General features: G+C 36.8%; 22 protein-coding genes and 2 pseudogenes. 7 read left to right on the top strand and 17 right to left on the bottom strand.

Translation table 11 applies throughout. From position 1 onward, the window contains the following. Window positions 1–193 precede the first annotated feature (193 nt). Window positions 194–1,059, bottom strand: a pseudogene (locus OR571_RS08545) (nucleotidyltransferase-like protein). A 133-nt stretch (window positions 1,060–1,192) separates the two neighbouring features. Here OR571_RS08545 and OR571_RS08540 point away from each other — a divergent pair. Next, window positions 1,193–1,537: a YgzB family protein gene (locus OR571_RS08540; protein WP_282242396.1), complete on the top strand. Its 345-nt coding sequence runs from the start codon at window positions 1,193–1,195 to the stop codon at window positions 1,535–1,537. A gap of 229 nt (window positions 1,538–1,766) precedes the next feature. On the opposite strand, the gene perR is transcribed toward OR571_RS08540, so the two are convergent. The 3 genes from perR to bcp form a co-directional block, all read right to left on the bottom strand. Further along, a complete protein-coding gene (gene perR / locus OR571_RS08535; protein ID WP_282242395.1) occupies window positions 1,767–2,210 on the bottom strand; it encodes a peroxide-responsive transcriptional repressor PerR in 444 nt (147 codons plus the stop codon). Between the two features lie 110 nt (window positions 2,211–2,320). Then, the gene (locus tag OR571_RS08530) at window positions 2,321–3,265 is read right to left on the bottom strand and encodes a D-2-hydroxyacid dehydrogenase (protein WP_282242394.1); all 945 of its coding nucleotides are present in this window, start codon (window positions 3,263–3,265) and stop codon (window positions 2,321–2,323) included. A gap of 2 nt (window positions 3,266–3,267) precedes the next feature. After that, window positions 3,268–3,750 (bottom strand): thioredoxin-dependent thiol peroxidase, encoded by a 483-nt coding sequence (bcp, locus tag OR571_RS08525; protein ID WP_282242393.1) that lies wholly within the window; start codon window positions 3,748–3,750, stop codon window positions 3,268–3,270. 122 nt (window positions 3,751–3,872) lie between these two features. Here bcp and OR571_RS08520 point away from each other — a divergent pair, with 122 nt between their 5' ends. Both OR571_RS08520 and OR571_RS08515 read left to right on the top strand, forming a co-directional pair. Beyond that, the gene (locus OR571_RS08520) at window positions 3,873–5,165 is read left to right on the top strand and encodes a glutamate-1-semialdehyde 2,1-aminomutase (RefSeq protein WP_282242392.1); all 1,293 of its coding nucleotides are present in this window, start codon (window positions 3,873–3,875) and stop codon (window positions 5,163–5,165) included. 38 nt (window positions 5,166–5,203) lie between these two features. After that, window positions 5,204–6,285, top strand: a pseudogene (locus OR571_RS08515) (FUSC family protein). A gap of 36 nt (window positions 6,286–6,321) precedes the next feature. On the opposite strand, the gene OR571_RS08510 reads toward OR571_RS08515, so the two are convergent. The 9 genes from OR571_RS08510 to mutY all read right to left on the bottom strand — a co-directional run bounded on the left by OR571_RS08510 (window position 6,322) and on the right by mutY (window position 16,588). Further along, a complete protein-coding gene (locus OR571_RS08510; protein WP_400793052.1) occupies window positions 6,322–7,212 on the bottom strand; it encodes an ABC transporter permease in 891 nt (296 codons plus the stop codon). Between the two features lie 24 nt (window positions 7,213–7,236). Continuing rightward, window positions 7,237–8,241 carry an ABC transporter permease gene (locus OR571_RS08505; protein WP_282242402.1) on the bottom strand — a complete coding sequence of 335 codons (1,005 nt, stop codon included), beginning with the start codon at window positions 8,239–8,241 and terminating at the stop codon, window positions 7,237–7,239. 70 nt (window positions 8,242–8,311) lie between these two features. After that, window positions 8,312–9,940, bottom strand: a complete 1,629-nt coding sequence (locus OR571_RS08500; protein ID WP_282242390.1) for an ABC transporter substrate-binding protein — start codon at window positions 9,938–9,940, stop codon at window positions 8,312–8,314. A gap of 24 nt (window positions 9,941–9,964) precedes the next feature. Beyond that, window positions 9,965–10,948, bottom strand: a complete 984-nt coding sequence (locus tag OR571_RS08495) for an ABC transporter ATP-binding protein (protein ID WP_282242389.1) — start codon at window positions 10,946–10,948, stop codon at window positions 9,965–9,967. Continuing rightward, window positions 10,923–11,942, bottom strand: a complete 1,020-nt coding sequence (locus tag OR571_RS08490; protein ID WP_282242388.1) for an ABC transporter ATP-binding protein — start codon at window positions 11,940–11,942, stop codon at window positions 10,923–10,925. The genes OR571_RS08495 and OR571_RS08490 overlap by 26 nt, the downstream gene beginning before the upstream one ends. 326 nt (window positions 11,943–12,268) lie before the next feature. Further along, window positions 12,269–14,017, bottom strand: a complete 1,749-nt coding sequence (locus OR571_RS08485) for an ABC transporter ATP-binding protein (protein WP_282242387.1) — start codon at window positions 14,015–14,017, stop codon at window positions 12,269–12,271. A gap of 58 nt (window positions 14,018–14,075) precedes the next feature. Continuing rightward, window positions 14,076–14,615 carry a nucleoside tri-diphosphate phosphatase gene (gene ntdP, locus OR571_RS08480; protein WP_282242386.1) on the bottom strand — a complete coding sequence of 180 codons (540 nt, stop codon included), beginning with the start codon at window positions 14,613–14,615 and terminating at the stop codon, window positions 14,076–14,078. Window positions 14,616–15,215: 600 nt separating this feature from the next. Further along, the gene (locus OR571_RS08475; protein ID WP_481900372.1) at window positions 15,216–15,443 is read right to left on the bottom strand and encodes a gamma-type small acid-soluble spore protein; all 228 of its coding nucleotides are present in this window, start codon (window positions 15,441–15,443) and stop codon (window positions 15,216–15,218) included. Window positions 15,444–15,496: 53 nt separating this feature from the next. Continuing rightward, complete coding sequence (gene mutY / locus OR571_RS08470) at window positions 15,497–16,588, bottom strand: A/G-specific adenine glycosylase (protein WP_481900371.1); 1,092 nt, start codon at window positions 16,586–16,588, stop codon at window positions 15,497–15,499. Window positions 16,589–16,683: 95 nt separating this feature from the next. Between mutY and OR571_RS08465 the strand changes: the two genes are divergently transcribed. Beyond that, window positions 16,684–17,664, top strand: coding sequence for a metal-dependent hydrolase (locus tag OR571_RS08465; protein ID WP_282242384.1), 981 nt, complete (start codon window positions 16,684–16,686; stop codon window positions 17,662–17,664). A 40-nt stretch (window positions 17,665–17,704) separates the two neighbouring features. Here the strand turns inward: OR571_RS08465 and OR571_RS08460 are convergent, their stop codons facing one another. Genes OR571_RS08460 through recX form a run of 3 tightly spaced genes read right to left on the bottom strand, consistent with a single transcriptional unit; the run spans window position 17,705 to window position 19,107 of the window. After that, the gene (locus OR571_RS08460; RefSeq protein WP_282242383.1) at window positions 17,705–17,971 is read right to left on the bottom strand and encodes a YfhJ family protein; all 267 of its coding nucleotides are present in this window, start codon (window positions 17,969–17,971) and stop codon (window positions 17,705–17,707) included. 1 nt (window position 17,972) lies between these two features. Next, entirely contained in the window at window positions 17,973–18,302 is a 330-nt protein-coding gene (locus OR571_RS08455; protein ID WP_282242382.1) for a YfhH family protein, read from the bottom strand. After that, window positions 18,295–19,107: a recombination regulator RecX gene (gene recX / locus OR571_RS08450; RefSeq protein ID WP_282242381.1), complete on the bottom strand. Its 813-nt coding sequence runs from the start codon at window positions 19,105–19,107 to the stop codon at window positions 18,295–18,297. The genes OR571_RS08455 and recX overlap by 8 nt, the downstream gene beginning before the upstream one ends. A gap of 103 nt (window positions 19,108–19,210) precedes the next feature. Here recX and OR571_RS08445 point away from each other — a divergent pair, with 103 nt between their 5' ends. From OR571_RS08445 to rlmD, 3 genes are all read left to right on the top strand, one after another. Further along, window positions 19,211–20,107 (top strand): TIGR01777 family oxidoreductase, encoded by an 897-nt coding sequence (locus OR571_RS08445; protein WP_282242380.1) that lies wholly within the window; start codon window positions 19,211–19,213, stop codon window positions 20,105–20,107. 51 nt (window positions 20,108–20,158) lie between these two features. Continuing rightward, the gene (locus tag OR571_RS08440) at window positions 20,159–20,965 is read left to right on the top strand and encodes a polysaccharide deacetylase family protein (RefSeq protein WP_282242379.1); all 807 of its coding nucleotides are present in this window, start codon (window positions 20,159–20,161) and stop codon (window positions 20,963–20,965) included. Window positions 20,966–21,074: 109 nt separating this feature from the next. Beyond that, window positions 21,075–22,460 carry a 23S rRNA (uracil(1939)-C(5))-methyltransferase RlmD gene (gene rlmD / locus OR571_RS08435; RefSeq protein WP_282242378.1) on the top strand — a complete coding sequence of 462 codons (1,386 nt, stop codon included), beginning with the start codon at window positions 21,075–21,077 and terminating at the stop codon, window positions 22,458–22,460. A 104-nt stretch (window positions 22,461–22,564) separates the two neighbouring features. Here rlmD and OR571_RS08430 read toward each other — a convergent pair whose 3' ends face one another. Further along, window positions 22,565–24,262 (bottom strand): M3 family oligoendopeptidase, encoded by a 1,698-nt coding sequence (locus tag OR571_RS08430; RefSeq protein WP_282242377.1) that lies wholly within the window; start codon window positions 24,260–24,262, stop codon window positions 22,565–22,567. Between the last annotated feature and the right edge of the window lie 125 nt (window positions 24,263–24,387).

Raw genomic sequence — 24,387 nt, 5'->3', positions numbered from 1 at the left:
TTTGTTGTGTCGTTTTTTGCGACTCCTCTACTTTATCACTTTCGTTTTTCTAAGTCAAGAAGTTTTTTAAAAAACTTTTTTGTCGTAAGTTTGTGTTTCGTTTTTGACGACGCTTATTATAATACATCATAAAGAAATAGATTGTCAACAATAAAAACGAATAAATTTCTTATTCGTTTTTATTGCACACTCATTAACACTTTACTTTGTAGCATCTATGCATGATATTATTGCTTTTAGTGGTCTGTTCTTCTATTAATATAAAACCTTTATCTACTAAAAACTCAATAAAAACTTCAAGATCCACCGAATACTTTTTCAGTTCTTCTTGTTCATGAATCTCTTGAATAGTCCAAAATTCTTTAGATGACAAAACTTCTAATATATGTTGAGCCCCGTCCTTTGTTCTTGAGTGAATTAAAAACTCACTAGCTAGAAATAGAAGTTCTAATCGTTTCTCTAACGATTCCTTACTTGATATAAGTTCATCGTATAATTTGTAAATAGCAGGATCTAGTTGTTTTACTTGTTTCCATACCATCACCTCTGGATGCATTCCATTTTCGAACACAGCTAGACGAGCTAAATGATGTAAAGAATCTACTATATGGTTATAGGCATCCAGATAATTCAATTGTTCAAAAAATACTTTACCTTCCATATATCTTCTACTTAGCTTTGCAAATTCAATACCCATTCTAACTTTTCTTCCCTTTAGCGGGAAATCATATAACTCTTTTTTCAGATTTTCTACATATTCATTGCGATCAAAAACAACTCGTCCATTAATAATCCAGTCAACTAGTTTTGGATTAGTTCCTACTAGTAACCATTTTCTAAGTTGTGTTTCTGTAATGATATGCATTGCTGTTTTCTTTTCATCATACGAATAGTGCTTTGTAAAACTGGTTTTTCAGCTTCTGATGTTATGATTAATAATATTGAATCAAACGTATCCGTAATTGGGCTAACTTCCTCCCGTTTTTCTACTGATATGATTCCTAGCGTATTTGGATCGCTTGCTCTTTCTTGATAAATTGGTCTCAATAACGCTTCCAAAATGGAGCCTCCTTTGTTTCCTTCTACTTATAGCTTTTCGACAATTAGTTTAAATTTCCTTCTAACCTAATTTCAAAACCTTACTTACTCCTAAAATATGATATAGTGGATTTATAATTTAGGAGGATGAAAAATGAAACCTTATAAAAACAAAATAAACCGAATACGTTCCTTTGCACTCGGACTCATATTCTTTGGATTTATCATAATGTATGGTGCTATTTTCTTTAGAGAAAACGCAATTTTAGTAACCATTTTCATGACACTTGGGTTACTATCCATCATAGGCAGTACAGCGGTATACGGTTGGATTGGTTTATTATCTACTCGAGCTGTTCAAGTCGTATGCCCCAAGTGTGGTAAGCATACCAAAATTTTAGGAAGAGTCGATATGTGTATGTATTGCAAAGAACCACTTACACTTGACCCAAATTTAGAAGGACAAGAGTTCGATCAATCACTAAACAGAAAGAAATAAGTGGACACTTTGCTTTAAAGCAAAGTGTTTTTTTATTAGTATAGTATACAGCAAAGTGAAAAGTTATTGGAGAGCAATTGTTTAATAGCTATTAACTAATAATTGCCTCTTTACATCACTCAGCGTTTTGGAGAGAGCTTACGCATATACAAAGTCACCATACGTAGATTAAAAACACAAGCAAATAAAGGAACAAAAAAACGAGCGTAAGATGATTACGCTCGTTTTCTTATTGCACTTTTGTCGCATGTTCTTTACATGTCGGACATGTACCGTATATTTCCATCCGATGAGAACTCACATCAAAACCAGTTAAATGAGAAGCTAAATGTTCGACTTCATCTAGGCCAGGATAATGAAAATCTACAATTTTACCACATGAATTACAAATCATATGATAATGATCATTTGTGATAAAATCGAATCTACTGGAAGAATCACCGTATGTTAGTTCCTTAACTAATCCCGCTTCTCTAAAAACACGCAGGTTATTATAAACAGTTGCAACACTCATGCTTGGAAATTTACTTTCAAGTGCTTTATATATATCGTCCGCAGTGGGATGTGACATAGATTGGATAATAAATTCCAATATCGCATGGCGTTGAGGCGTAATTCGTACACCAGTTGATTTTAAAGTATCTAAAGCATCTCTTAAATGTACTTCCGTCATCGCAATGCACCTCTCTTCATATTCATTATTAATTTATAATTGTTATAATAAGTATAATGAAGAAATGCAGGAGCTGTCAAATTTTAAAGCATTCTAGAAATGAATCTTCTTTAGTAACCTCTTTTTAAATCAATTATATTCTCCAACTGATTACTTTCATTCAACCATTCCGTCAAATTTTCAGAAAAAATCTCTAATGCTCTTACAACATATTGCGAAGAATGACTGGAAGCATGAGGAGATACAATGACATTGTGCATCTTCCAAAACGGATGCTCTTTGTGTAGCGGTTCTTTTTCAAATACATCTAAAACAGCAAATGCTATACATTCTTCTGTTAGTGCTCGAAGTAACTCCTCTTCCTTTATGACGTCCCCTCTACCAAAATTCATAAAGATGGCAGCTTGTTTCATACACTGAAAATGCTCGTATGTAAGCAAGTGTTTTGTCTCTTCCGTGCTAGGTAAAATAGATATAACAATGTCGGCATCTGGCAATACTTCCTTTAGTTGTCCAAAAGAAACGATTGCATCCATAGAAGATGCCATTTTACCACTTCTATTACATCCAATGGTACGGACGCCAAAAGCTTGTAAAATTCTTCCTACCTCGCTACCGATTGCACCTGTGCCTAATATTAATGCAGTAGATCCAAAAAGCTCTGTTGGGTTCAGCTTTGGTGACCACTCCCTTTTTTGCTGATTTCCAGCCATTAGTGGAAGTGATTTTTTTATGGAAAGTATATGAGCAAGAATAGACTCTGCCATTGGAATTTTATGAATTCCGCGCGCATTCGTTAATATAATATTTCGAGCAGCGATTTCATCTAAAGGCATTTTTTCAAGTCCTGCAGAAGCAACCATAATCCATTTTAGTTGCGTCGCTATTTCCAGATGAGGTGCTGAAAGATCCTCTCCATACGTCACAAGTATATCAGCAGTTTTTAAAGCTTCTTCATCTAATGGTTTTTGAAAGATGAATTCTACTTGTGGAAATTTTTCTATTAAACTAGTTTGTTGATCTCGTTTCGGATAAAAAGAAAATAATATTTTCACAATTATTCACCCTCAGAAGCTAATTTTTTTAACGTTTCTAATGCTTCTTCTACATGTCCATTCACTTTCACTTTACGCCATTCTTTCACGACAGTACCTGTAGGATCGATTAAAAATGTAGAGCGTTCAATTCCCATATATTCGTTGCCAAACATCTTCTTTAACTTCCATACCCCATACGCTTCAGATACCTCATGTGTATCATCGATCAATAGGGAGAACGGAAGACCATGTTTTGCGATAAATTTCGTATGTGCTTTTTCATCATCTGGACTGACACCTAAAATAACAGCATTCAATTCACTGAATTTCTCATGAGCATCCCTAAAATCACACGCCTCCGTTGTGCAGCCCGGTGTTGAATCTTTTGGATAAAAATACAAAATAACATACTGCTTTCCTGCAAAGTCATCTAATGATACAATATCTCCTTGTTCATTTTTCAATGAAAACTTTGGTGCAATCATTCCTTCTAGTATTGTCATTATATTCCCTCCCTTATATACTCCTATCGTATCGAATTATTGGATGAGATTCAATTTCTTTAGCGTTTTTCACCATAATTGTCTACAATAGAAGAATACAAAAATGGCGGAGGTAACGAATAATGAAACAAACTATATCTGAACAAATACAAATAGAAGCACTTGAACATATTGTAGGTGGAGTAAATAGTCCATCTAGATCTTATAAAGCAGTTGGTGGAGGAGCACCAATTGTAATGGAACGAGCAGAAGGGGCTTACTTTTACGATGTAGATGGCAATAAATACATTGATTATTTAGCGGCATACGGACCTATTATTACGGGTCATGCACATCCCCATATTACAGAGGCCATCACAAAAGCTGCACAAACGGGTCTATTATACGGTACGCCTACAAAGCATGAAGTGACTTTTGCCAAAATGCTAAAAGAAGCAATTCCTTCTATGGATAAAGTCCGCTTTGTAAACTCGGGTACAGAAGCAGTTATGACTACTATTCGTGTAGCGCGTGCCTACACAGGAAGAACAAAAGTAATGAAGTTTGCAGGTTGTTATCACGGGCATTCTGATTTAGTATTAGTAGCTGCCGGATCAGGACCTGCTACGCTTGGAACACCTGACTCTGCGGGAGTTCCACAGTCGATTGCAAAAGAGGTAATTACGATTCCTTTTAATGATCCACAAGCGTATGAGGAAGCAATGGAAAAATGGGGAGAAGAACTAGCCTGTATTCTAGTAGAACCAATCGTAGGAAACTTCGGTATGGTAGAACCAAATGAAGGTTTCTTACCACTTGTTCATAAAATAGCCAAAGACAAAGGGACTCTTGTAATTTATGATGAAGTAATCACTGCATTCCGTTTTCACTACGGTGCAGCCTCTACTATGTTAAATGAAACACCTGACTTAACAGCCCTAGGAAAAATTATTGGCGGAGGTCTTCCAATCGGAGCTTATGGCGGTAAAAAAGAAATTATGGAACAAGTCGCTCCATTAGGTCCTGCCTACCAAGCGGGAACAATGGCTGGGAACCCAGCGTCTATGCAAGCAGGGATTGCTTGCCTAGAAGTATTGCAAACACCAGGAGTATATGAGGAGTTAGACAGACTTGGTGCAATGCTAGAAGCTGGCATCGTAGAAGCTGCAAAGAAAAACAATATTACAATTACCGTAAACCGTATAAAAGGTGCACTATCAGTTTACTTTACAGATGTAAAAGTAGAAAATTACGAGCAAGCAGAAGCAAGCGACGGAGAATTATTTGCTAAGTTCTTTAAACTAATGCTCGCACAAGGGATTAATCTGGCCCCATCTAAATATGAAGCTTGGTTTATCACAACCGCTCATACAGAAGAGGATATTACGGAAACAATTACTGCTGTTCATCAGGCATTCGCCCAGTTAAAGCAGTAAACACTTCAATCTTGCATGAAATGAAAGGATAGGATTCAATGAAATTAGGAGCTCGCGTTTTTAAAACTGGAGTAGCCATCGTTTTCTCGTTATTCATAGCTGATTTACTCCAGCTTCCTAGTCCTGTTTTTGCAGGAATAGCTGCGATTTTTGCCATACAACCTTCTATATATAGATCCTATTTGACTGTTATAGAGCAAGTGCAATCTAATATAATTGGAGCAGCAATTGCAGTGGTTTTCGCACTGATGTTCGGAAACCACTTTATAGTTGTTGGATTTGCTGCAATCGTTGCAATCATGCTCATGTTAAAATTAAAGTTAGAAAAAACGATTCCTTTGGCACTTGTTACTGTTATTGCCATCATGGAAATTCAAAGCGATAACTTTTTCACATACGCTTTAATACGATTTTCTACTGTTTTAGTAGGTGTCATTTCTGCATTTATTGTAAATCTAATATTTATACCACCAAAATTTGAATCTAAATTATTTAATGCTATACATTATACACAAGACGAGATTATTCGCTGGATTCGAATTGCAGTACGTAGTGCATCAGAGCATAACTCTACAAAACAAGCAATTAATCAATTAAAAGACCGTCTGGCCCGCGTAGATCAACTGTATTCCTTTTTCAAAGAAGAACGTGGTTACTCAAAGAAAGCAATTTATACGAAAGGAAGAAAATTAGTTGTTTATCGAGAACTAATTTCTACTTCATACAAAAGCTTAGATGTACTAAAAAAACTTCATCTCCATGAAAATGAGGTTTCGGAACTTCCAGAGCATTTCCGAATGATGATCAAAGAACGATTAGATGCTCTTTTAGCTTATCATGAACAACTACATTTGAAATTCATCGGTAAACTAAAACCGGAACATATCGAATGGAAAAGTACAGAAGCTTTTATCCAAAGACAAGAAGTAATGGATATCTTTGTTCAACAAATTGCGTTAACTCGAATTGAGGAAGAATTTTCGACGTATCATTATTACATTTACTATCGTCCATTTTAAAATACGAGGAACAATTAGAACATATGGATACATTAATCACCTCCTATTTGAATTATCATGGGGAAGAGCTAACTGTTGAAATAGAAGAAACGCCATACTAAAAAAACGTGTCACCTAAAGTCTAGGTGACACGTTTTTTAATTTTTCATCCGGGGATCTAGAGCATCTCTGAGCCCATCACCCATTAAGTTAAATCCTAATACCGTCAACATAATCGCAATTCCTGGGAAAACCATCGTCCACGGCGCATTTCGTAAAACAACGCGCGCATCCGCTAGCATTTTTCCCCATTCAGGCGCTGGTGCTTGAGCTCCTAAACCAAGAAACCCTAATGCAGCTGCTTCAATAATAGCAGAGGCAATCGCAAGCGTACCTGCAACAATGACAGGTGCCAGCGAGTTCGGGAGAATATGCGAAAATAGGATACGTAAATCCTTCATCCCGATCGCTTTTGCAGAAGTTATGTATTCCTCTTCTTTAATACTCAATACTTTCGAACGAATGAGTCGGCCAAAGTTAGGAATATTAATAATGGCAATAGCTATTAATGCATTTCGTAAGGAAGGACCTAATACTGAAACAACGGCAATTGCGAGTAAAATGCTTGGAAAAGCTAGCATAATATCAAATATGCGTGATATTATCGTATCGATCCACTTCCCGTAATAACCAGCTACAATTCCTAAAATACTTCCTACAACTACAGAGCCAACTACAGAGAAAAAACCAACTCCAAGTGATATTCTTGCACCATGTATAACACGTGAAAAAATATCTCTTCCTAGGTCATCTGTTCCGAACCAAAATTGGCTAGATGGCGGAAGCAGACGATGATCTTTTATTGCCTGTTCGTTTATTCCTTGAGGTGCGAGGAAAGGACCAAAAATAGCTAAAAGAATGAAGAAAAGAACGATTCCTGCTCCAACCAGCGCCACTTTGTTTTTACTAAAGCTTCGCCATGCATCTCTCCAAGGACCCGTCGACGTATCTTTTTTAGCCATTATTTCATTTGTCGAATTCGGTACCATTTGAGTCATATTCGTTTCCCCCTTTTAGTCATATTTAATCCTTGGATCAACCAAACCATATAATATATCTACAAACAAATTAATCATAACGAACATAAAAGCTACAACAAGAATACCTGATTGGATAACTGGATAATCACGGTATTGAATTGCATCATAGATATATCTTCCGATGCCTGGCCAACTAAATATTGTCTCTGTTAGGATCGCTCCGCCTAATAACAGTCCCATTTGAAGACCGATAACCGTTAATACTGGAATGATGGCATTTTTTAAAGCATGTTTGTATACAACCCAAAACATTTTTTGCCCTTTAGCTCTTGCAGTTCGAATAAAATCACTACGCATGACCTCAAGCATACTCGACCTTGTCATTCTCGCAATAATAGCCATTGGAATAGTTGCAAGTGCAATACCTGGTAACACTAAGTGTTTCAACACTTGTCCAAGCTGATCAAATCTTCCTTGTAAAATAGTGTCTAAGACATACAAATTGGTGATCGCTGAAACAGGATTTCGCACTTCTTCTCGACCAGATGTAGGTAACCATTGAAGCTCAATTCCAAATAACCACTGCTCCATCAAGCCTAACCAAAAGATAGGCATAGATACTCCAATTAACGCGATAACCATTGCTAAATAGTCGAACCAAGAATTTTGAAACCAAGCGGATATAATCCCTGCATTAACGCCGATAATTACCGCAATAATAACTGCAAACAAAGCCAATTCAAATGTAGCCGCTAAATACGGCCATATCTCGTTTGCTACAGGTTGAACTGTTCGCATCGATTCCCCTAAATCACCTTGAAATAGCCCTATCAAATAGTCAAAATATTGGGTGTACCAAGGTTGATCCAGTCCGAGCTTTATTTCTAGAGCCTCTATCGCTTCTTTCGTGGCCAACTGCCCTAATATAACTTGGGCTGGATTTCCTGGTATTGCCCTAATAATCATAAATACAACGAATGTCATTCCAAGTAAAACTGGGATTAGTTGTAATAATCGTTTTCCAATATAGCGAAGCACTGCTTTCACCTCTCCATCCAATTGAATAAGAAAAGGGAGAAATCACGAAGACCTCTCCCTTTCAAGCATATTACTTAAAGTCGACTTGCGATAATAAGTCAGATCCAGTCGGATGTGGGTAGAAATCTACTATATCCGCTTTCCCTGCAAGTAATGGAGTTGAGTGAGCAAGTGGTACCCAAGGAGCATCTTCAAAAATAATTTCTTGAGCTTGCTTATACAATTCATTACGTTTATCTTCATCAACTTCTGTTTGTGCTTCAATTAGGATTTTGTGTAAATCTTTGTTGTCATAATATGTGTAGTTATTGCTTCCAATGTTGTCTCCATCAAGTAATACGTAGATAAAGTTGTCTGCATCTCCGTTATCACCCGTCCATCCTAATAAAAATGCATCTGCTTCACCTTTACTAGCTTTGTCTAAATAAGTAGCCCATTCATAAGAAACGATTTCAGCTTTTACCCCAATATCCTCTAGGTTCTTTTGAATAGCTTCCGCTACTTTTTTGCCATCTGGCATATATGGTCTTGGTACAGGCATTGCCCATAATTCCATTTCAAAACCATCTGCGAATCCAGCTTCTGCTAATAATTCTTTTGCTTTTTCTGGATTGTATTCATATCCTGTTATATCATCATTGAAACCACTAATAGAAGATGGAAGTGGGTTTTTCGCTATTTCTGCGCGACCTTCGAAGAATGCCTCTACAATCGCTTCCTTATCTATTGCATAATTTAATGCTTGTCGAACTTTAACGTTATCAAAAGGTGGACGTGTAGTCGTTAAGCCTAAGTAACCAACATTCATAGACGGACGTTCAAATAATTGTAAAGATGAATCTCCCTCTACTGTTGTTCCATCAGCTGGGTTAATACCATCCGCTAAGTCAATTGCACCGTTAAGTAAATCATTTAAACGAGCGGAATTGTCTGGAATAGAGCGGAATATAACTTTATCTAATTTTGGAAGAGCTTCATCCCAATAACCATCAAATTTCTCAATTGTAATAGAATCATTACGTTTCCATTCAACGAATTTAAATGGACCAGTTCCCACTGGATTATCCCCGAATTTCTCACCGTCTTTTTCAAATGCAGTTGGACTTGCAATTGCAAATGGACTCATAGCGATATTTTTTAAGAAAGGCGCTTGTGCTCGTGTAAGTTTGAATACTACAGTATAATCGCCCTCTGCAGTAACTGATTCGATTACATGGCCTTCTTCTCCTTTAAAACCACCAAACATAGATTTATAATATGGGAATTTATCTTCTGAGCCATTTGCCCAGCGTTCAAAGTTTTTTACTACAGCTTCTGCATTGAAGTCAGTACCATCATGGAACTTAACCCCTTCACGAAGTGTAAATGTATACGTTAGTCCATCCTCTGATGGTTCCCATTTTGTTGCTAAACCTTCATGGATTGTCGTATCTTGTTCTCCAAAGTTTAATAAAGTTTCATAGATGTTTTTTGTAACTTTAAATGATTCTCCCTCAGTTACAGTAGAAGGGTCTAATGAAGTAGAATCTCCTCCTCGTCCGAAGACAAGCACTTTATCACCTGTAGATGTAGAACCATTATCCTTTGTACCCTCATTCTCTTTCTCTGTGCCACTTTCTGATGAGTTACATGCAGCAAGTACTACACTTAGTGCAACTAACATCAGAAGTAAAAATGACCAAATTCTCTTTTTTCCCAAATTAACCCCTCCGTAAATATATTATCAATGCTGCACTTGCTCATTATATAAATGGCAGGCAACAAAATGACCAGGTTTCACTTCTTCTAGCTTAGGTACGATAGATGTACAAGCTTCCATCTTAAACGGACATCTCGTATGGAATGTACAACCACTAGGCGGATTTGAAGGACTTGGAATGTCTCCTTCTAATATTATCTGCTCCCTTTTATGTTCCGGATCAGGAACCGGTACTGCAGAAAGTAATGCCTTCGTATATGGATGTAGAGGCTCTTCATATAATGATTCACTTGTAGCAAGTTCCGCCATTCTTCCTAAGTACATAACGCCAACTCGATCACTTATATGACGCACCACCCCTAAATCATGCGCAATAAATATATAGGTTAGCTTTAATTCTTTCTGTAAATCTTGCATAAGATTAAGTACTTGGGCTTGTATCGATACATCTAGTGCAGAAACGGGTTCATCCGCAATAATTAACTTCGGATTCGTCATTAATGCTCTTGCAATTCCAATACGCTGTCTTTGCCCACCGCTAAATTGATGCGGATATCTTTTCGCATGATAACTGCTTAGCCCAACAATTTCTAGAAATTCATGTACTTTCTTTTTTCGGCTTTTTGCATTTCCGATGTTATGGACAATTAGTGGTTCCATTAATATTTTTTCTACCGTATGTCTCGGATTCAACGATGCATATGGATCTTGAAATACCATTTGTATTTCTCTTCTTGCTTTTCTCATTTCTGTACTGGAAATACTCGTTAATTCTTTTCCATCAAAGGTTACTTTTCCTTCTGTCGGTTCTAGTAATCTCATAAGCATTCGACCAGTTGTAGATTTCCCACAACCTGATTCTCCAACGATTCCTAATGTTTCCCCTTCATTTACATGAAAAGATACATTATCTACCGCTTTCACATAACCCGATTGTTTCGCTAACACTCCAGAACGAATAGGAAAATACTTTTTTAACCCTTCAACTTGTAGCAGCGGTTTTGTCATGAACTTCTACCTCCTTTTGATCGTATAAGAAGCATCTTGTTTTATGATTCGCAGATGTTTCATATAATGGAGGATTTTCTTCCGTACATCTTCCAAAAACCGATTCACAACGAGCGGCAAATCGACAGCCATTTTTTATCGTCCCAGGCTTCGGTACATTACCAGGAATAGAATACAAACGTTGCTTTTTATGGCGCATATCAGGTACAGACGCGATTAATCCCTTTGTATAAGGATGTTGTGGATTACGGAATATTGTATCGACTGTTCCCTCTTCTACTACTTTTCCAGCGTACATAACGACTACACGCTCGCAAGTTTCCGCTACAACTCCTAAATCATGGGTAATCATAATAACTGCTGTTTTCAATCTTTCATTCAATTCACGCATGAGTTTTAAAATTTGAGCTTGTATTGTGACATCTAGTGCTGTTGTAGGTTCATCAGCAATAAGAACCTTTGGATCACAAACGAGTGCCATCGCAATCATTACTCGTTGCCTCATACCCCCTGAGAGCTGATGAGGGTAATCCTTCATCAATTCTTCCGCTCTAGGTAAACCAACTAGCTTCAACATTTCAACCGCTCTTGCCTTCGCTTGTTTTTTATTCCAGTCTTTTTTATGTAGTGTAATCGCTTCCACTAGTTGGTTACCAATTGTAAATAAAGGATTTAAAGACGTCATCGGTTCTTGGAAAATCATCGCTACATCATTTCCTCGTACCTTTCGCATTTCTTTCTCCGAGAACTTCGTTAAATCTTTCCCTTTAAATAAAATTTGGCCACTTGTAATTTTCCCTGGTGGACTTGGAACTAGACCCATTATAGAAAGCGACGTAACACTTTTACCACAGCCAGACTCTCCGACTATTCCAAGTATCTCCCCTTCTTTTACGTGAAAATCTACATGGTCCACTGACGGAATGACACCGTCATCTGTGAAAAAAGAAGTTTGGAGATCTTTCACTTCTAAAATGATTTCACGCTCTGCCATAACGCACCCCTTTGTTTTTGTGCAATTTATAATTTTCTATAAATTAATAAGCTATATTAATATTTTACACATATTAACCTTATATGCAATACTTTTCTGAAAACTGTTATTTCTTCACTTAAAATGTAACTTCCATTTGTTTTAGTAATTTTATTCATATAAATGAATACTCATTCAATTATCCCATAAATTTATCAATATAATACTTATTGGATTACAGGCTACAAGAGTGATATCATGCCACTCTGTAAGATAGACGCTCACTCTTAGCAAATAAATTTTTGCTTATAAAAAGCCCTATAAGCGCGTAACTTATAGGGCATTTACTAATTATCTAATTGTTGTATTTGAAATAAATTATAGTATACATTTTTTTGATTCATTAATTGTGCATGGTTTCCATTTTCGACTACCTGACCGTTTTCAATTACGAAGATATTATCAGCATGCGTAATCGTTGAAAGTCTGTGTGCAACAATTATAGTTGTACGATTCGACGCTAAACGTTCTAATGAATCCTGTATTAATGATTCACTTTCTAAATCTAATGCTGAAGTTGCTTCGTCTAGAATTAAAATCGTAGGATTTTTCAAAAATACTCTAGCTATAGCTACACGTTGTTTTTGTCCACCTGAAAGCTTCACGCCACGTTCTCCTACTTTTGTCTCGTATCCTTCAGGTAACTCCATGATGAAATCATGCGCATTCGCCGCTTTTGCCGCTTCTATCACTTCTTCATCTGTCGCATCAGGATTACCCATTAATATATTCGATTTAACTGAATCACTAAATAAAATATTATCCTGCAACACAATACCTATTTGCTTTCTTAATGATTCTACCGTAACGTCACGAATATCGTTTCCATCAACCCGAACACTTCCATCTGTTACATCATAAAACCTTGGTATCAAACTAATAATAGTAGATTTACCACCACCACTCATTCCAACGAATGCTACCGTCTCTCCTGCTTTAACGTGAAAATCCACATTATTTAATATTGTATTTCCGTCTTTTTCATATTGGAATGACACATTTGAAAAAGTAACTTCACCAGTAATTTTCTCTAATGTGGAAGCACCTTTATTATCGACAATATCATATTCTTCATCCATCAATTCAAAGACCCGATCCATAGAAGCAAAAGACTGCGTTAAGGTGGTAGAAGAATTGACTAAACGTCTGAGAGGACTGTATAAACGTTCAATATAAGCTACAAATGCAGCCATCGTTCCGACTGACAATCTTCCATTAATCGCTTCATACCCTGCGTAGGCTATAACGAGTAAAGGTGCAATATCCGTTATCGTGTTAACTACTGCGAATGCCTTCGCGTTCCAAACGGTCTGGTCAACGGCTTTATCTAAAAACTCTCCATTAGCATCATTAAATAGTTTCTGTTCATGCTTTTCTAATGTAAAAGTTTTAATAATACTCATACCTTGTACACGTTCATGTAGATAACTTTGAACCCCAGCTAGAGCTTGCGAACGTTTTCTCGTTAAGTCGCGAAGTCTTCCAAAAAAGTACTTCACACTGAATGCATAGAAAGGGAATGCAAGTAAAGTAACCAGTGTTAACTTCACGTTCATCGTAAGCATGATTCCAATTGCGATTAAAATAGTCGCTAAATCCAGCCATACATTCATTAGTCCGATTATGACAAAGTTTTTTGTTTGCTCTACGTCATTTATTACCCTGGAAATAACTTCTCCGGCACGTGTATTACTGTAGTATTTTAAGCCTAGCTTTTGAAGATGGCTATACAGTTTTTGACGAATATCATAAAGTATTTTATTGCTTACTAATTGAGCTAAATATTGTCTATAATACTCAATCGGAGGACGAACGATTAAAAATACTAACGCAGTCCCTCCTAGCCAATATACTAATTGTTGGATTTTTTCGTCTGCTGTAAGTGTTTTTGCACCAATAATATCGTCGATAACGATTTTGATAAGAATCGGTATAAACAATGGTATGGCGAACTTGATAATACCAATAACAAGCGTTATAAATATTTGAAAGTTATACGGTTTAACAAATTGCATATACCGTTTTAGTGATCCCATTTAATGACTCCTTTCTAAAATTGAAAAACCTGTTGTTTGTATTCAACAGGTTTTTCGTCTACTCATTTAGCTGTTTATAAAAATGATAACGATTCGTCCATGCCTCGATAAAATCTGGAGCAAAAGGACCCCTTCTTTGCTTGATCCAAGAAATGAGTTTTTCTATATTTCGTTCAAGAATAACATCCATTTCTTTAGGATACATCATTTCTTTTTTATGTTGTGCGTATTCATCTTCATCTAGAATTGTATAGGTCATGTCTGGAAAAACCTTTACGTCTAAATCATAATCAATATACTTTAAACGCCCATCACTATAAACAAAAGGCGAACTCATATTGATGTAATAGTATACACCATCTTCTCGTAACATACAAATAATGTTAAACCAATGCTCCGCATGAAAGTAGCAAATAGAAGGTTCTCTTGTAACCCAAGTGCGACCATCCGCCTCGATGACAAGTGTTCGTTCATTTGCTCCTATCACAATATTCTTGGTGCCCTTTAGTACCATTGTTTCCTGCCAGACACGGTGGATACTGCCGTTATGTTTGTAGCTGTGAATTTGTATCATTTCTCCTTCTGTTGGAATCGCCATCATTTAGCCACCTTTTCGACAAGCGTAAAAATCAAGTTTATATACTTATTTAATCATTATAACAATCCATACCCAAAAACTATAGTAAAAAATCATAAGCGGTCTTTACAGTGTATGTATTTTTCTAAAGGTTCCTACCAAGCGCTGGTAAATGACCACTGGATTTTCTCTCCAGGGGTTATATATCTGCATAGGAGCAATGAATTCAATACCGGACATAATAGAGATAATGTGTTGAAGTAATTGCCTAAAGTAACCAAATGGCGATTAAGAGCAACTAGCGGAAGTCTGAGAGCAACCAGATTTCATCAAACAAGATGCTTGGAGTAGACGCTAATAATGATGGATTATTATTTAATAATTACTTTAAAAAATCTAATACAAAACCTTCGTATTCTGCAAAAGTGCTTAGTGTATATTTGCTAGAGTCCAATTCCATTTAATACGAAACAACATGCTTGTACGACAAAGCTAATCAAGATACTCCAATGGGAACAGCGGTTCAGGTGTGACCCCGCAGCGGAGTGAAAGCGACCGTAACCACAATAAAAAATCAACGAAGGCAAAATGCCTTCGCTGATTTTTGGTGAATCCATGTAGTTATTTTGTTTGGTTATAAGAACTACCTGCTTGTTTACCGCTAGCTTGTTGTTTTCTCATCTCAGCTTGACGGTTTTGTTCTCTTACCTCTTGAACATCAGTTTCAGAAGCAAATTCAGGGGTTTTGAATTTATTCTGAGACTGACCGCTTTGAGATTGGCGGTTTTGTTCTCTTACTTCTTGTACATTCGTTTCTGAAGCGTTGTTTTTCTTTGTCATGGATTTCACCTCCGGTACACAAGTATCTTGCGCACTTTAAAGAGATATATGCATTTTAAAAATTAATTCTTTTCCTTCCATGCATTCCATATTTTTAATATTGGTACTGGCATTGGTTGATTGGCAATCTCATCTATAGTGAACCATTTGCATGCTGTTGGAAGCTCCTTTTCTAATTGCAGCTTTCCTTCAAAGCTTTCCATTTCCCATACTAAATGAGAAAAGACATGTTTGAACGCTATTAATTCTTCGCCTCTTACAATTTCTATTCCATAATCATGTTCGATTACTTCTTCTATAGTATGTGTTGCAGTTGGAAGCTCTACCATTGGAAATTGCCACATATTTGCGAGTAATCCTTTTGAAGGTCGCTTTTCTAATAAGACTCGACCTTGCTCATCCTTAATAATAACTGCTTTCATTTTGTGTACTTTTGTTTTCTTATTAATCGTTTTAATCGGTAATTGATCTTGCATACCTTCAAAAAATGCTGTGCAATATTCTCGTACAGGACAAAGTAAACACTTTGGTTTCGTCGGTGTACAAATTACCGCTCCAAGTTCCATTAATCCTTGGTTGAATGCAGAAGGATTGTCCTCATCGATTAACTCCATTACTGCTTCTTCAAATATTTTCTTCGTTTTAGGCTTTGCTATATCTTCTTTTATCAATAAAAGACGAGAAAGTACTCGCATGACGTTCCCGTCTACTGCATGCTCCGGAACTCCGTATGCAATACTAAGAACTGCTCCAGCAGTATAAGGTCCAACTCCTTTTAAAGCAGATATTTCTTTTCGCGTATTTGGAACGACACTTCCATATGATTCGACGACTTCTCTAACACCTGCTTGTAAATTACGTGCCCGCGAATAATAGCCAAGTCCTTCCCATTCCTTCAGTAATTCTTCTTCTTTTGCATGGGCAAGTGATTCAAGGGAAGGATATTTTGCGATAAATCTTTCATAATAAGGTATAACAGTATCCACTTTTGTTTGTTGAAGCATCACTTCAGACACCCAAATTTTGTATGGATCTTTTGTCTTCCTCCACGGCAAATCACGTTTTTCTTCTAAAAACCAGGATACTAAAGCATTTCTAACTTGTGTTTTATATAATTCGTTCAATGTTAAGTCCTTCCTTACGATTATTTTCATGAAGAATGGGGTATATCATGTATAATTGCTTTGTTATTTTTCGATTATATTTTATGATGAGAATAACTTAGTATCCAAAAAGGAGCTGGTGAAGCATGGATACAGGTACACATATTGTAATGGGTATCGCACTCGGTGGATTAGCACTTGCGGATCCTGTCGTCTCAAGTAGCACGCTAACTACAACTGCGGTTATTGCAGGTACAATTATAGGATCTCAGGCACCTGATATAGATACGGTATTAAAATTACGAAACAATGCTGTGTATATCCGACACCACCGAGGTATTACGCATTCGATTCCAGCGGTTCTCTTATGGCCGCTATTAATTTCAGGTGTATTATGGCTTATAATGCCAGAAGCAAACTTATTGCATCTATGGTTATGGACGTTTCTGGCAGTTTTTTTACATGTGTTTGTTGATATTTTTAATTCTTATGGAACGCAAGCATTGCGACCTTTTTCTAGAAAGTGGGTTGCGCTAGGTGTCATTAATACATTCGATCCGATTATTTTCGGTATCCACGTAGTCGGATTGTTATTTTGGATGTTTGGTGCAAATCCAGTTACGACGTTTCTTATTATGTATGCGATTATATTCGTTTATTACATTTTAAGATTTGCCGTTCAAAGTGCAGTAAAAAATTCCGTTAAGCATACGATTCCCGATGCAGATGAAATTATTGTCGCTCCTACGATGAAGTTTTTTCAATGGCGAGTAGCTGCAATTTCCAAAACGCATCATTATGTTGGACGAGCTTACGGGAGATCCATCTCTATATACGACAAATTTGAAAAAGTACCGTTACCAGAATCAGATTTAGTAAAAGCAGCACTAAAAGATAAAAACCTAAGTGCATTTACATCATTCTCTCCGATTTATAGATGGGAGATAACGGAATTCGAGAAGTTATTTGAAGTTCGATTAATCGATCTACGATATAGAAGCAACGATTACTATCCTTTTGTTGCAGTAGCTCATTTAAACGAAGAGCTCGAGATTGTAAATTCCTACACAGGCTGGATTTTTAGCGAAGATAAACTTCGAAAAAAACTCGACTTTATGCCAAATTAAAACTGGAAACGCTAGGATTTTTTAAATCCTAGCGTTTTATTTAATGGAAAAAATCGTCTGTTTCTAGTAAGTGTTTATACTTTTCATTAGATCCAGCAAATTCATGAAGCTGTTGACCGTAACTTTCAATCCATTTTTTAATAACCATTTCCGTGACCGCAGCTCCTTTATATTCGTACCCTGCACGTGCATAAGACGACTCGAAGTCCGACCAAAGCAGTTCTATCCAAGCGCGTGCTTTTGCTGCAGATAGTTGATCATTTTTTTCAAGTAATTGATAGGTTAATGCTTCTATTTTTGTTTGCATATTATTTTCCTTCCTTTAATGGCTCTAACAATGAGATAGGTAATGCTTCCTCATACTTAACGCCACCTAATCGATATCCCCATGCAAATCTTCCTTTTAAATATTCCACCTGAAAGAACACACCTGGATCACTTGTAATTCGGTACAATTCGCCTGGTTTAATCGTTGAAGGATCGATTAAGAAGCTTTGGGCCATTGTTGCTTTTCTTTCATATACTGCATACTCATTTACAATGCCCAATTGTTCTGCTTTTCGGGCTTTCTCTTTTAAATTGGCAATTTCTGTTCTCAGTTCTTGTTCACTCATATCGCTATATTTTTTTTCACTCATCTTGTAGTTCTAGCTCCTTTTTTTCCAAATACTGATCGATTTGCTCAGCAGGGAATCCTTTTTGGTACAACGCTTGTTTAACACGTCTTCTCAAATCATAGCTACTATATTTAGAGGCATATTTTCTCCAAATTTTATCGCCTTGGCTTTCAATAATTTCTACCCACTCTTCATCGTTTTTTTCCAATTCAAAAGAGTCAATTGCTTGGGAGATTATCGTAAAATTGTATCCTTTTCTTTGTAATGCATCCTGTACTTTTTGTTTTATTTGTCTCGGTGTTTTCGAACTGTTTTGATTGATAATTTTCTCGGTTAGCGTTCGTGCGATTGTCAGCTGCTCTTCTTCCGAATAAGCCGATAACACTTCTTCTTGCAGATCTTTTTCAATTCCTTTTTTCTTTAACTCTTGCCGAATAGCAGCAGGACCTTTCTTGCTATTTTTCTTTTGCGTCGCAACTAATGCTTTCGTAAAACTTTCATCATTTAAAAAACTATGCTCATATAGCTTACGGATAGCCTCCAATATGACCGCTTCTCCAAATTCACTTTGGAGTAGTTTTTGTTTTACTTCATGCTCACTTCGCATACGATAGCTTAAAAAGTTAATCGCTTTGTTATAAGCCTTTCTAACTTCATCATCAAAAACCATTTCATCAATCGTAAAGTCTTCGAGAACTTTCCCTTTTGTGAGTTGATACTTGATCAGTACGGCTTCGTCCACACTAAAAGCATACTTTTCATCTAAGTATAAATTATACCGTTCATTATTGTTTTTTTGACGACCTATTTTGGTAATAATCGGCATAAGTATATCTCTCCATTCATCTTTCTACTATTATAACGTATATATTCATAGGTGATAAACGTTTCGCATGCTAAGATGTTGGAAAGAGGAGGTTGGATACAATATGAAAATTGCTATTACTGGTGGTACTGGTTTTGTCGGAAGAGTAGTGACACAGCTTTTAGTTGAAAAAGGACATGAAGTTTATATTTTATCTCGTAGTGTAAATAAACGATCAGATAATGTCACTTATATAAAATGGTTAACAAATGATGCTACTCCTGAAAATGACTTAACAGGAATCGATGCTTTTATCAATCTTGCAGGCGAATCTATTAATAATGGTAGATGGACCTCAGCGCAAAAAAAGAAAATATACAACAGTCGTATGCAAGCAACGGAGGAAGTTCTTCGTATTATTAAAACTTTGAAGCAAAAGCCAAAAGTTCTCATAAATGCAAGTGCAATTGGAATTTATCCAGCCTCTAACGAAAAAATATATACAGAGCAATCACCTGAAATCGGAACAGACTTTTTAGCAAAAACAGTTCATGATTGGGAACAAAAAGCGAAACTCGCAGAAAAATTAGGAGTCCGTGTAGCATATGGGAGATTTGGAATAATACTTGGAAAAGATAATGGTGCTCTTCCACTGATGGCACTCCCGTACAAAATGTTCGTCGGCGGTCCAATTGGCTCTGGGCAAAATTGGATGTCCTGGATTCACGTAAAAGACGTAGCTAATGCACTCCTTTTTACAATCGAGCATGATATTCATGGCCCTTTCAATGTAACAGCACCAGAGCCGAAAAAAATGAAGGAATTTGGAAGAGAATTAGCAGCCGTTTTAAAGCGTCCCCACTATTTCTTCGTTCCAGCATTTGTACTAAAAATGGCTCTTGGAGAGAAAAGTCAGCTTGTCTTAGAAGGTCAACATGTTATGCCGGAAGTATTATTGAAAAATGGATTTAATTTTGAATTTCCTCAATTACCAAATGCTCTAACCGATATTTATCTGTGAATAAATAAATTCCCCTAGCACAATCTACTTGTAAAGGAGGTTGTGTTTTATATGTGGAAATATCATTTATTTGGAATCGTTATTGCAGCTTTTGTACTTAGTATGGGATTTGTGTACCAGCCATTTTCTGCACAAGCACAAGAAATTCATTGGGGATTAAAAAAAGCGACAAAAGAAATACCTGCAGAAGCCGGTGCAGAGTTAGATGCAATGCTTGAAAAACATGGTGCTATTTATAAAGGTTCTCCAGACAAAAAAATCATTTACTTCACTTTCGATAATGGATACGAGAATGGCTATACAGAAAGCATTTTAGATACGCTTAAAAAAGAAAAAATCAAAGCAACTTTCTTTTTAACCGGGCATTATTTAGAGAGTGCCACTCCATTAGTTGAACGTATGATCAAGGAAGGACATCAAATAGGAAATCACTCCTATGGACACCCTAACCTAGCGCGACTCTCTAAAGAAGGAATTCAAAAAGAATTAATACAGTTTGACAAGAAGCTTAGTGAACTTACTTCTCTGGAAAGAACCACCGTTACTCGTCCCCCAGAAGGAATTTTTAACGAAAAAGTATTAGAAGCTGCAAACGAAATCGGCTATCAGCATATTTTTTGGTCCGTTGCGTTTATCGATTGGCATAAAGACCAGAAAAAAGGCGGCAAATATGCATATGATCAGTTAATGTCGCAAATTCATCCTGGTGCAATTATTTTGATGCATACTGTATCTCCAGATAATGCAGAAGGGCTTCCAATGTTTATCACAGAAGCAAGAAAAATGGGATATACATTCGGAACACTCGATGAATTGAACATGAATAATCAGGATATTCCGCTTTCTTTTAATCCTTGACCATCTCCCTTATAATAGAAGGAAGATCATAAGGCGAAGCTTCATTCAGTGACGTTTTTCCACTGAATGCAAGTTTTGCCAAGCGGGATAAAGGACGTGAAGTGAAGTAATGAAAGAACAAGCAGTTATACAAGTAGGACAAGAATTTCCTCTAACGATAAAAAGGCTCGGGATAAATGGAGAAGGTGTCGGATTCTTTAAACGGAATGTTGTTTTCGTAAAAGGTGCACTTCCAGGTGAGGTAATTACAGCACAAGTCACAGAAGCAAAAAACAAATATGCAGAAGCTAAGATCAAGAAAATTCGCCAAGCATCGAAAGACCGAATAACTCCACCTTGTCTCATCTATGACGCATGCGGGGGCTGCCAACTGCAACATATGACGTATGAAAGACAGTTGATAGAAAAAAGGGATTTAGTCATTCAAGCACTCGAACGTTATGTGAAGGATTTAGCACCGCAAATTGAAGTAAAGCAAACGATTGGAATGGAAGATCCATGGAACTACCGCAATAAAAGCCAGTTCCAAGTAAGAAAGCCTGGTAACAAAGTCATCGCTGGCCTGTACGCAGAAAGCTCCAACAAACTAATCGATATTAATAAATGCATTGTTCAGCATCCAGTAACAACACATATTACAAATGAAATTAAAGGTTTTTTACAAAAACTGAACATCCCTATTTACGATGAGAAAAATCCACAAGGAATTGTTCGTACAATTGTCGTTCGTACTGGTATGAAAACCGGACAAATACAAGTAACACTTGTTACAACGAAAAAGAAAATGCCACATAAAGAAGAACTTGTACAGCTTATACGAGCAATCGATTCTAATATTGTGTCCATTAGCCAAAATATTAATGCAGAAAAAACATCTCTTGTTTTCGGAGAAACAACATTTAATCTGTTCGGAAAAGAAACAATCCATGAAAAACTTGGAGAACTTGCATTTGATTTGTCTGCACGTGCCTTTTTCCAGCTGAACCCAGAGCAAACCGACCATTTATACAACGAAATTGAAAATGCTGCTGAATTAACTGGGAAAGAAACTGTCGTGGACGCTTACTGTGGTGTTGGAACAATCGGACTATGGCTTGCAAAAAACGCAAAAGAAGTTAGAGGAATGGATATTATTGAAGAATCTATTCAGGATGCTAAAAGAAATGCGAAAAGAAATGGTTTTAGCAATACAAAATATGTCCATGGTACAGCAAAACAATGGCTGGGGAAATGGAAAAACGAAGGCTTCGTTCCAGATGTACTGACAGTAGATCCACCACGAGCTGGTCTTGATGATGAATTACTAAAAACCATTTTAGACATTAAGCCAAATCGTTTTATTTACACATCTTGCAATCCATCTACATTTGCTAAGGATTTACAACAACTAACTAAAGTGTACGACATTAAATATATCCAACCTGTTGATATGTTTCCGCAAACTTCACACGTAGAGTGTGTCGCGAAGTTAGAACTAAAAAATAAAGTAATTTAGACAGATCTTTTGATCTGTAAAGCAAAAAGCACAACTAGTAATTCTCACTAGTTGTGCCTTTTTGTACGAATAACTTCCTATTGCCTTCCCCTGCACTTACTTCATTAATGAATGTCTTGAATGACTTTTTCTAGAAATTCACCCATTCGCTTAACGGCTGGCTCTGAAAAATCAAAACTGACTCCAGTTTCTCTATAAATAGCTGCGATGGATTGGTTATAGTCCGCACTTGCCCCTTTTTTAAAGGATTCGACAGCTAACTCTGGATCCTTCTGATAATTCTCAAGTAATTGAAGTGCTCCCAGCATTGAGATAGAGTATTCAATATTATAGAAAGGATATTCTATATAGTGAAGAGTACCTGCCCAGCTCATCCCAATTTCTTCCTCTAACCCAGAAGTATCTACAGGGCTCAAGCCATAACGTTTGGAGATTTCAAAGTATTTTTCATCTCGCTCTTTGGCCGTATGCCCTGGATTCGTATACATCCAATGTTGGAAGAGATCCCCTGCCAATGGACCGAATAACATGGTAAATGCCCGTCTCAACTCTTCACGCTGTGCGCTCTTAAATTCTTCTTCTTCCGGATAAAATTGATCCAGCTTATCTAATAAGAGCAATTCCATCCCATGAGAATACAGTTCAGCAATTTCCGCCCGTCCTTGGTATTCTTCAAGAGGACCGTGCTCTGAAAACTCCAGGTATGCATTCACCGCATGGCCCATCTCATGAATTAAAGCAATAAGAGAGAAGAAGGATGGACTAAAGTTGGCAAAAACAAAGGTATCCCCTGATACAGGTAAAGAAGTACAGAAACCACCTGGGCTTTTTCCTTTCCGATCTCCAAGGTCGAGTAACCCATGCTCTCGCATGTAATCAAAACGATCTGCAAAATATGGGTCCGTCTTCGCTAACATCTCAGAAACGCCGTCCATAAGAGTAGATACCTCAGAGTATGGTGGTTTTTTCAAGAGTTTAGCAGTGTTATCCCAAGGACGATAAGTATCCACACCTAGCTTGGACTTAAAAACCTCTGCCAGTCGATTCCAAGCTGGAATAATATGCTTTTCTACATTTTCATGAAAGTCATAACAATCCTGAATGCTATACTCACGGTTTTTGACCACAAACATATAATCACGATAATTTTCAAAACCTGCATTTAAAGCAATTTGATGGCGCAGTTGAACGAGTTCATCCATAATGGCATCCATATCGTGCTTAATTTGTCGATAGGCTAACCCTATTAAGTTATAAGCCTTTTCTCGCACGGCTCTGTCTAGATGATCGAGTTGGGATTGGATAAACGGAAAAGGCTTTTCCTCCCCCTCCCATTCAATTGTTAGTCCACCCATAATTTCACTATACTTGGTACAGAGTTCTTGTTCTTTTACAGCTAAAGGAATATTTTCTTGTCTGAACAGTTTAACTTTGGACTCGCGAACGCGACGCATTAAGCCATAACGGTTTTCATCTAATTGATTTACATAAGGAGACGCACAGAATTTCTCATTCAGTTGTGCTTCATATTTCATTAAAAGTGGTTGGATCACTTGCTGATCGTGTACATACGTTAACTTGACATCCGCATCCTCTGTATTTCTGTAGAAGTCGACTTGATGACCTGTCATCGCCTCCGTAATTTTAATCATTAAATCCTGTTCATCTTTTAACCAATTTTCTAGATCAGAAATGGATTGGATCGGAACCTCAAGTAAACTTTGAAGTTGAGCTTCGACCTCTTCTACATTTTGTAAATCAATTAATTCTTTATAATAATTAAGACCGATATCTTGTGTCATGGATAACTCTCCTTCCATTTTCAATTTTTAAAATCATCCTAATAATTATAATATAGTTTTCTAGTTACCAAATCTAGCTTATTCAAAAGGAACGAAAATTATTTCTATAGGAAAGTTGACAAAAT

The sequence above is a fragment of the Psychrobacillus sp. NEAU-3TGS genome, assembly GCF_029955155.1.
Classification (GTDB): Bacteria; Bacillota; Bacilli; order Bacillales_A; family Planococcaceae; genus Psychrobacillus.
Note: the sequence above shows the minus strand (reverse complement) of the source record. Positions and strands in the feature narration are given on the sequence as shown.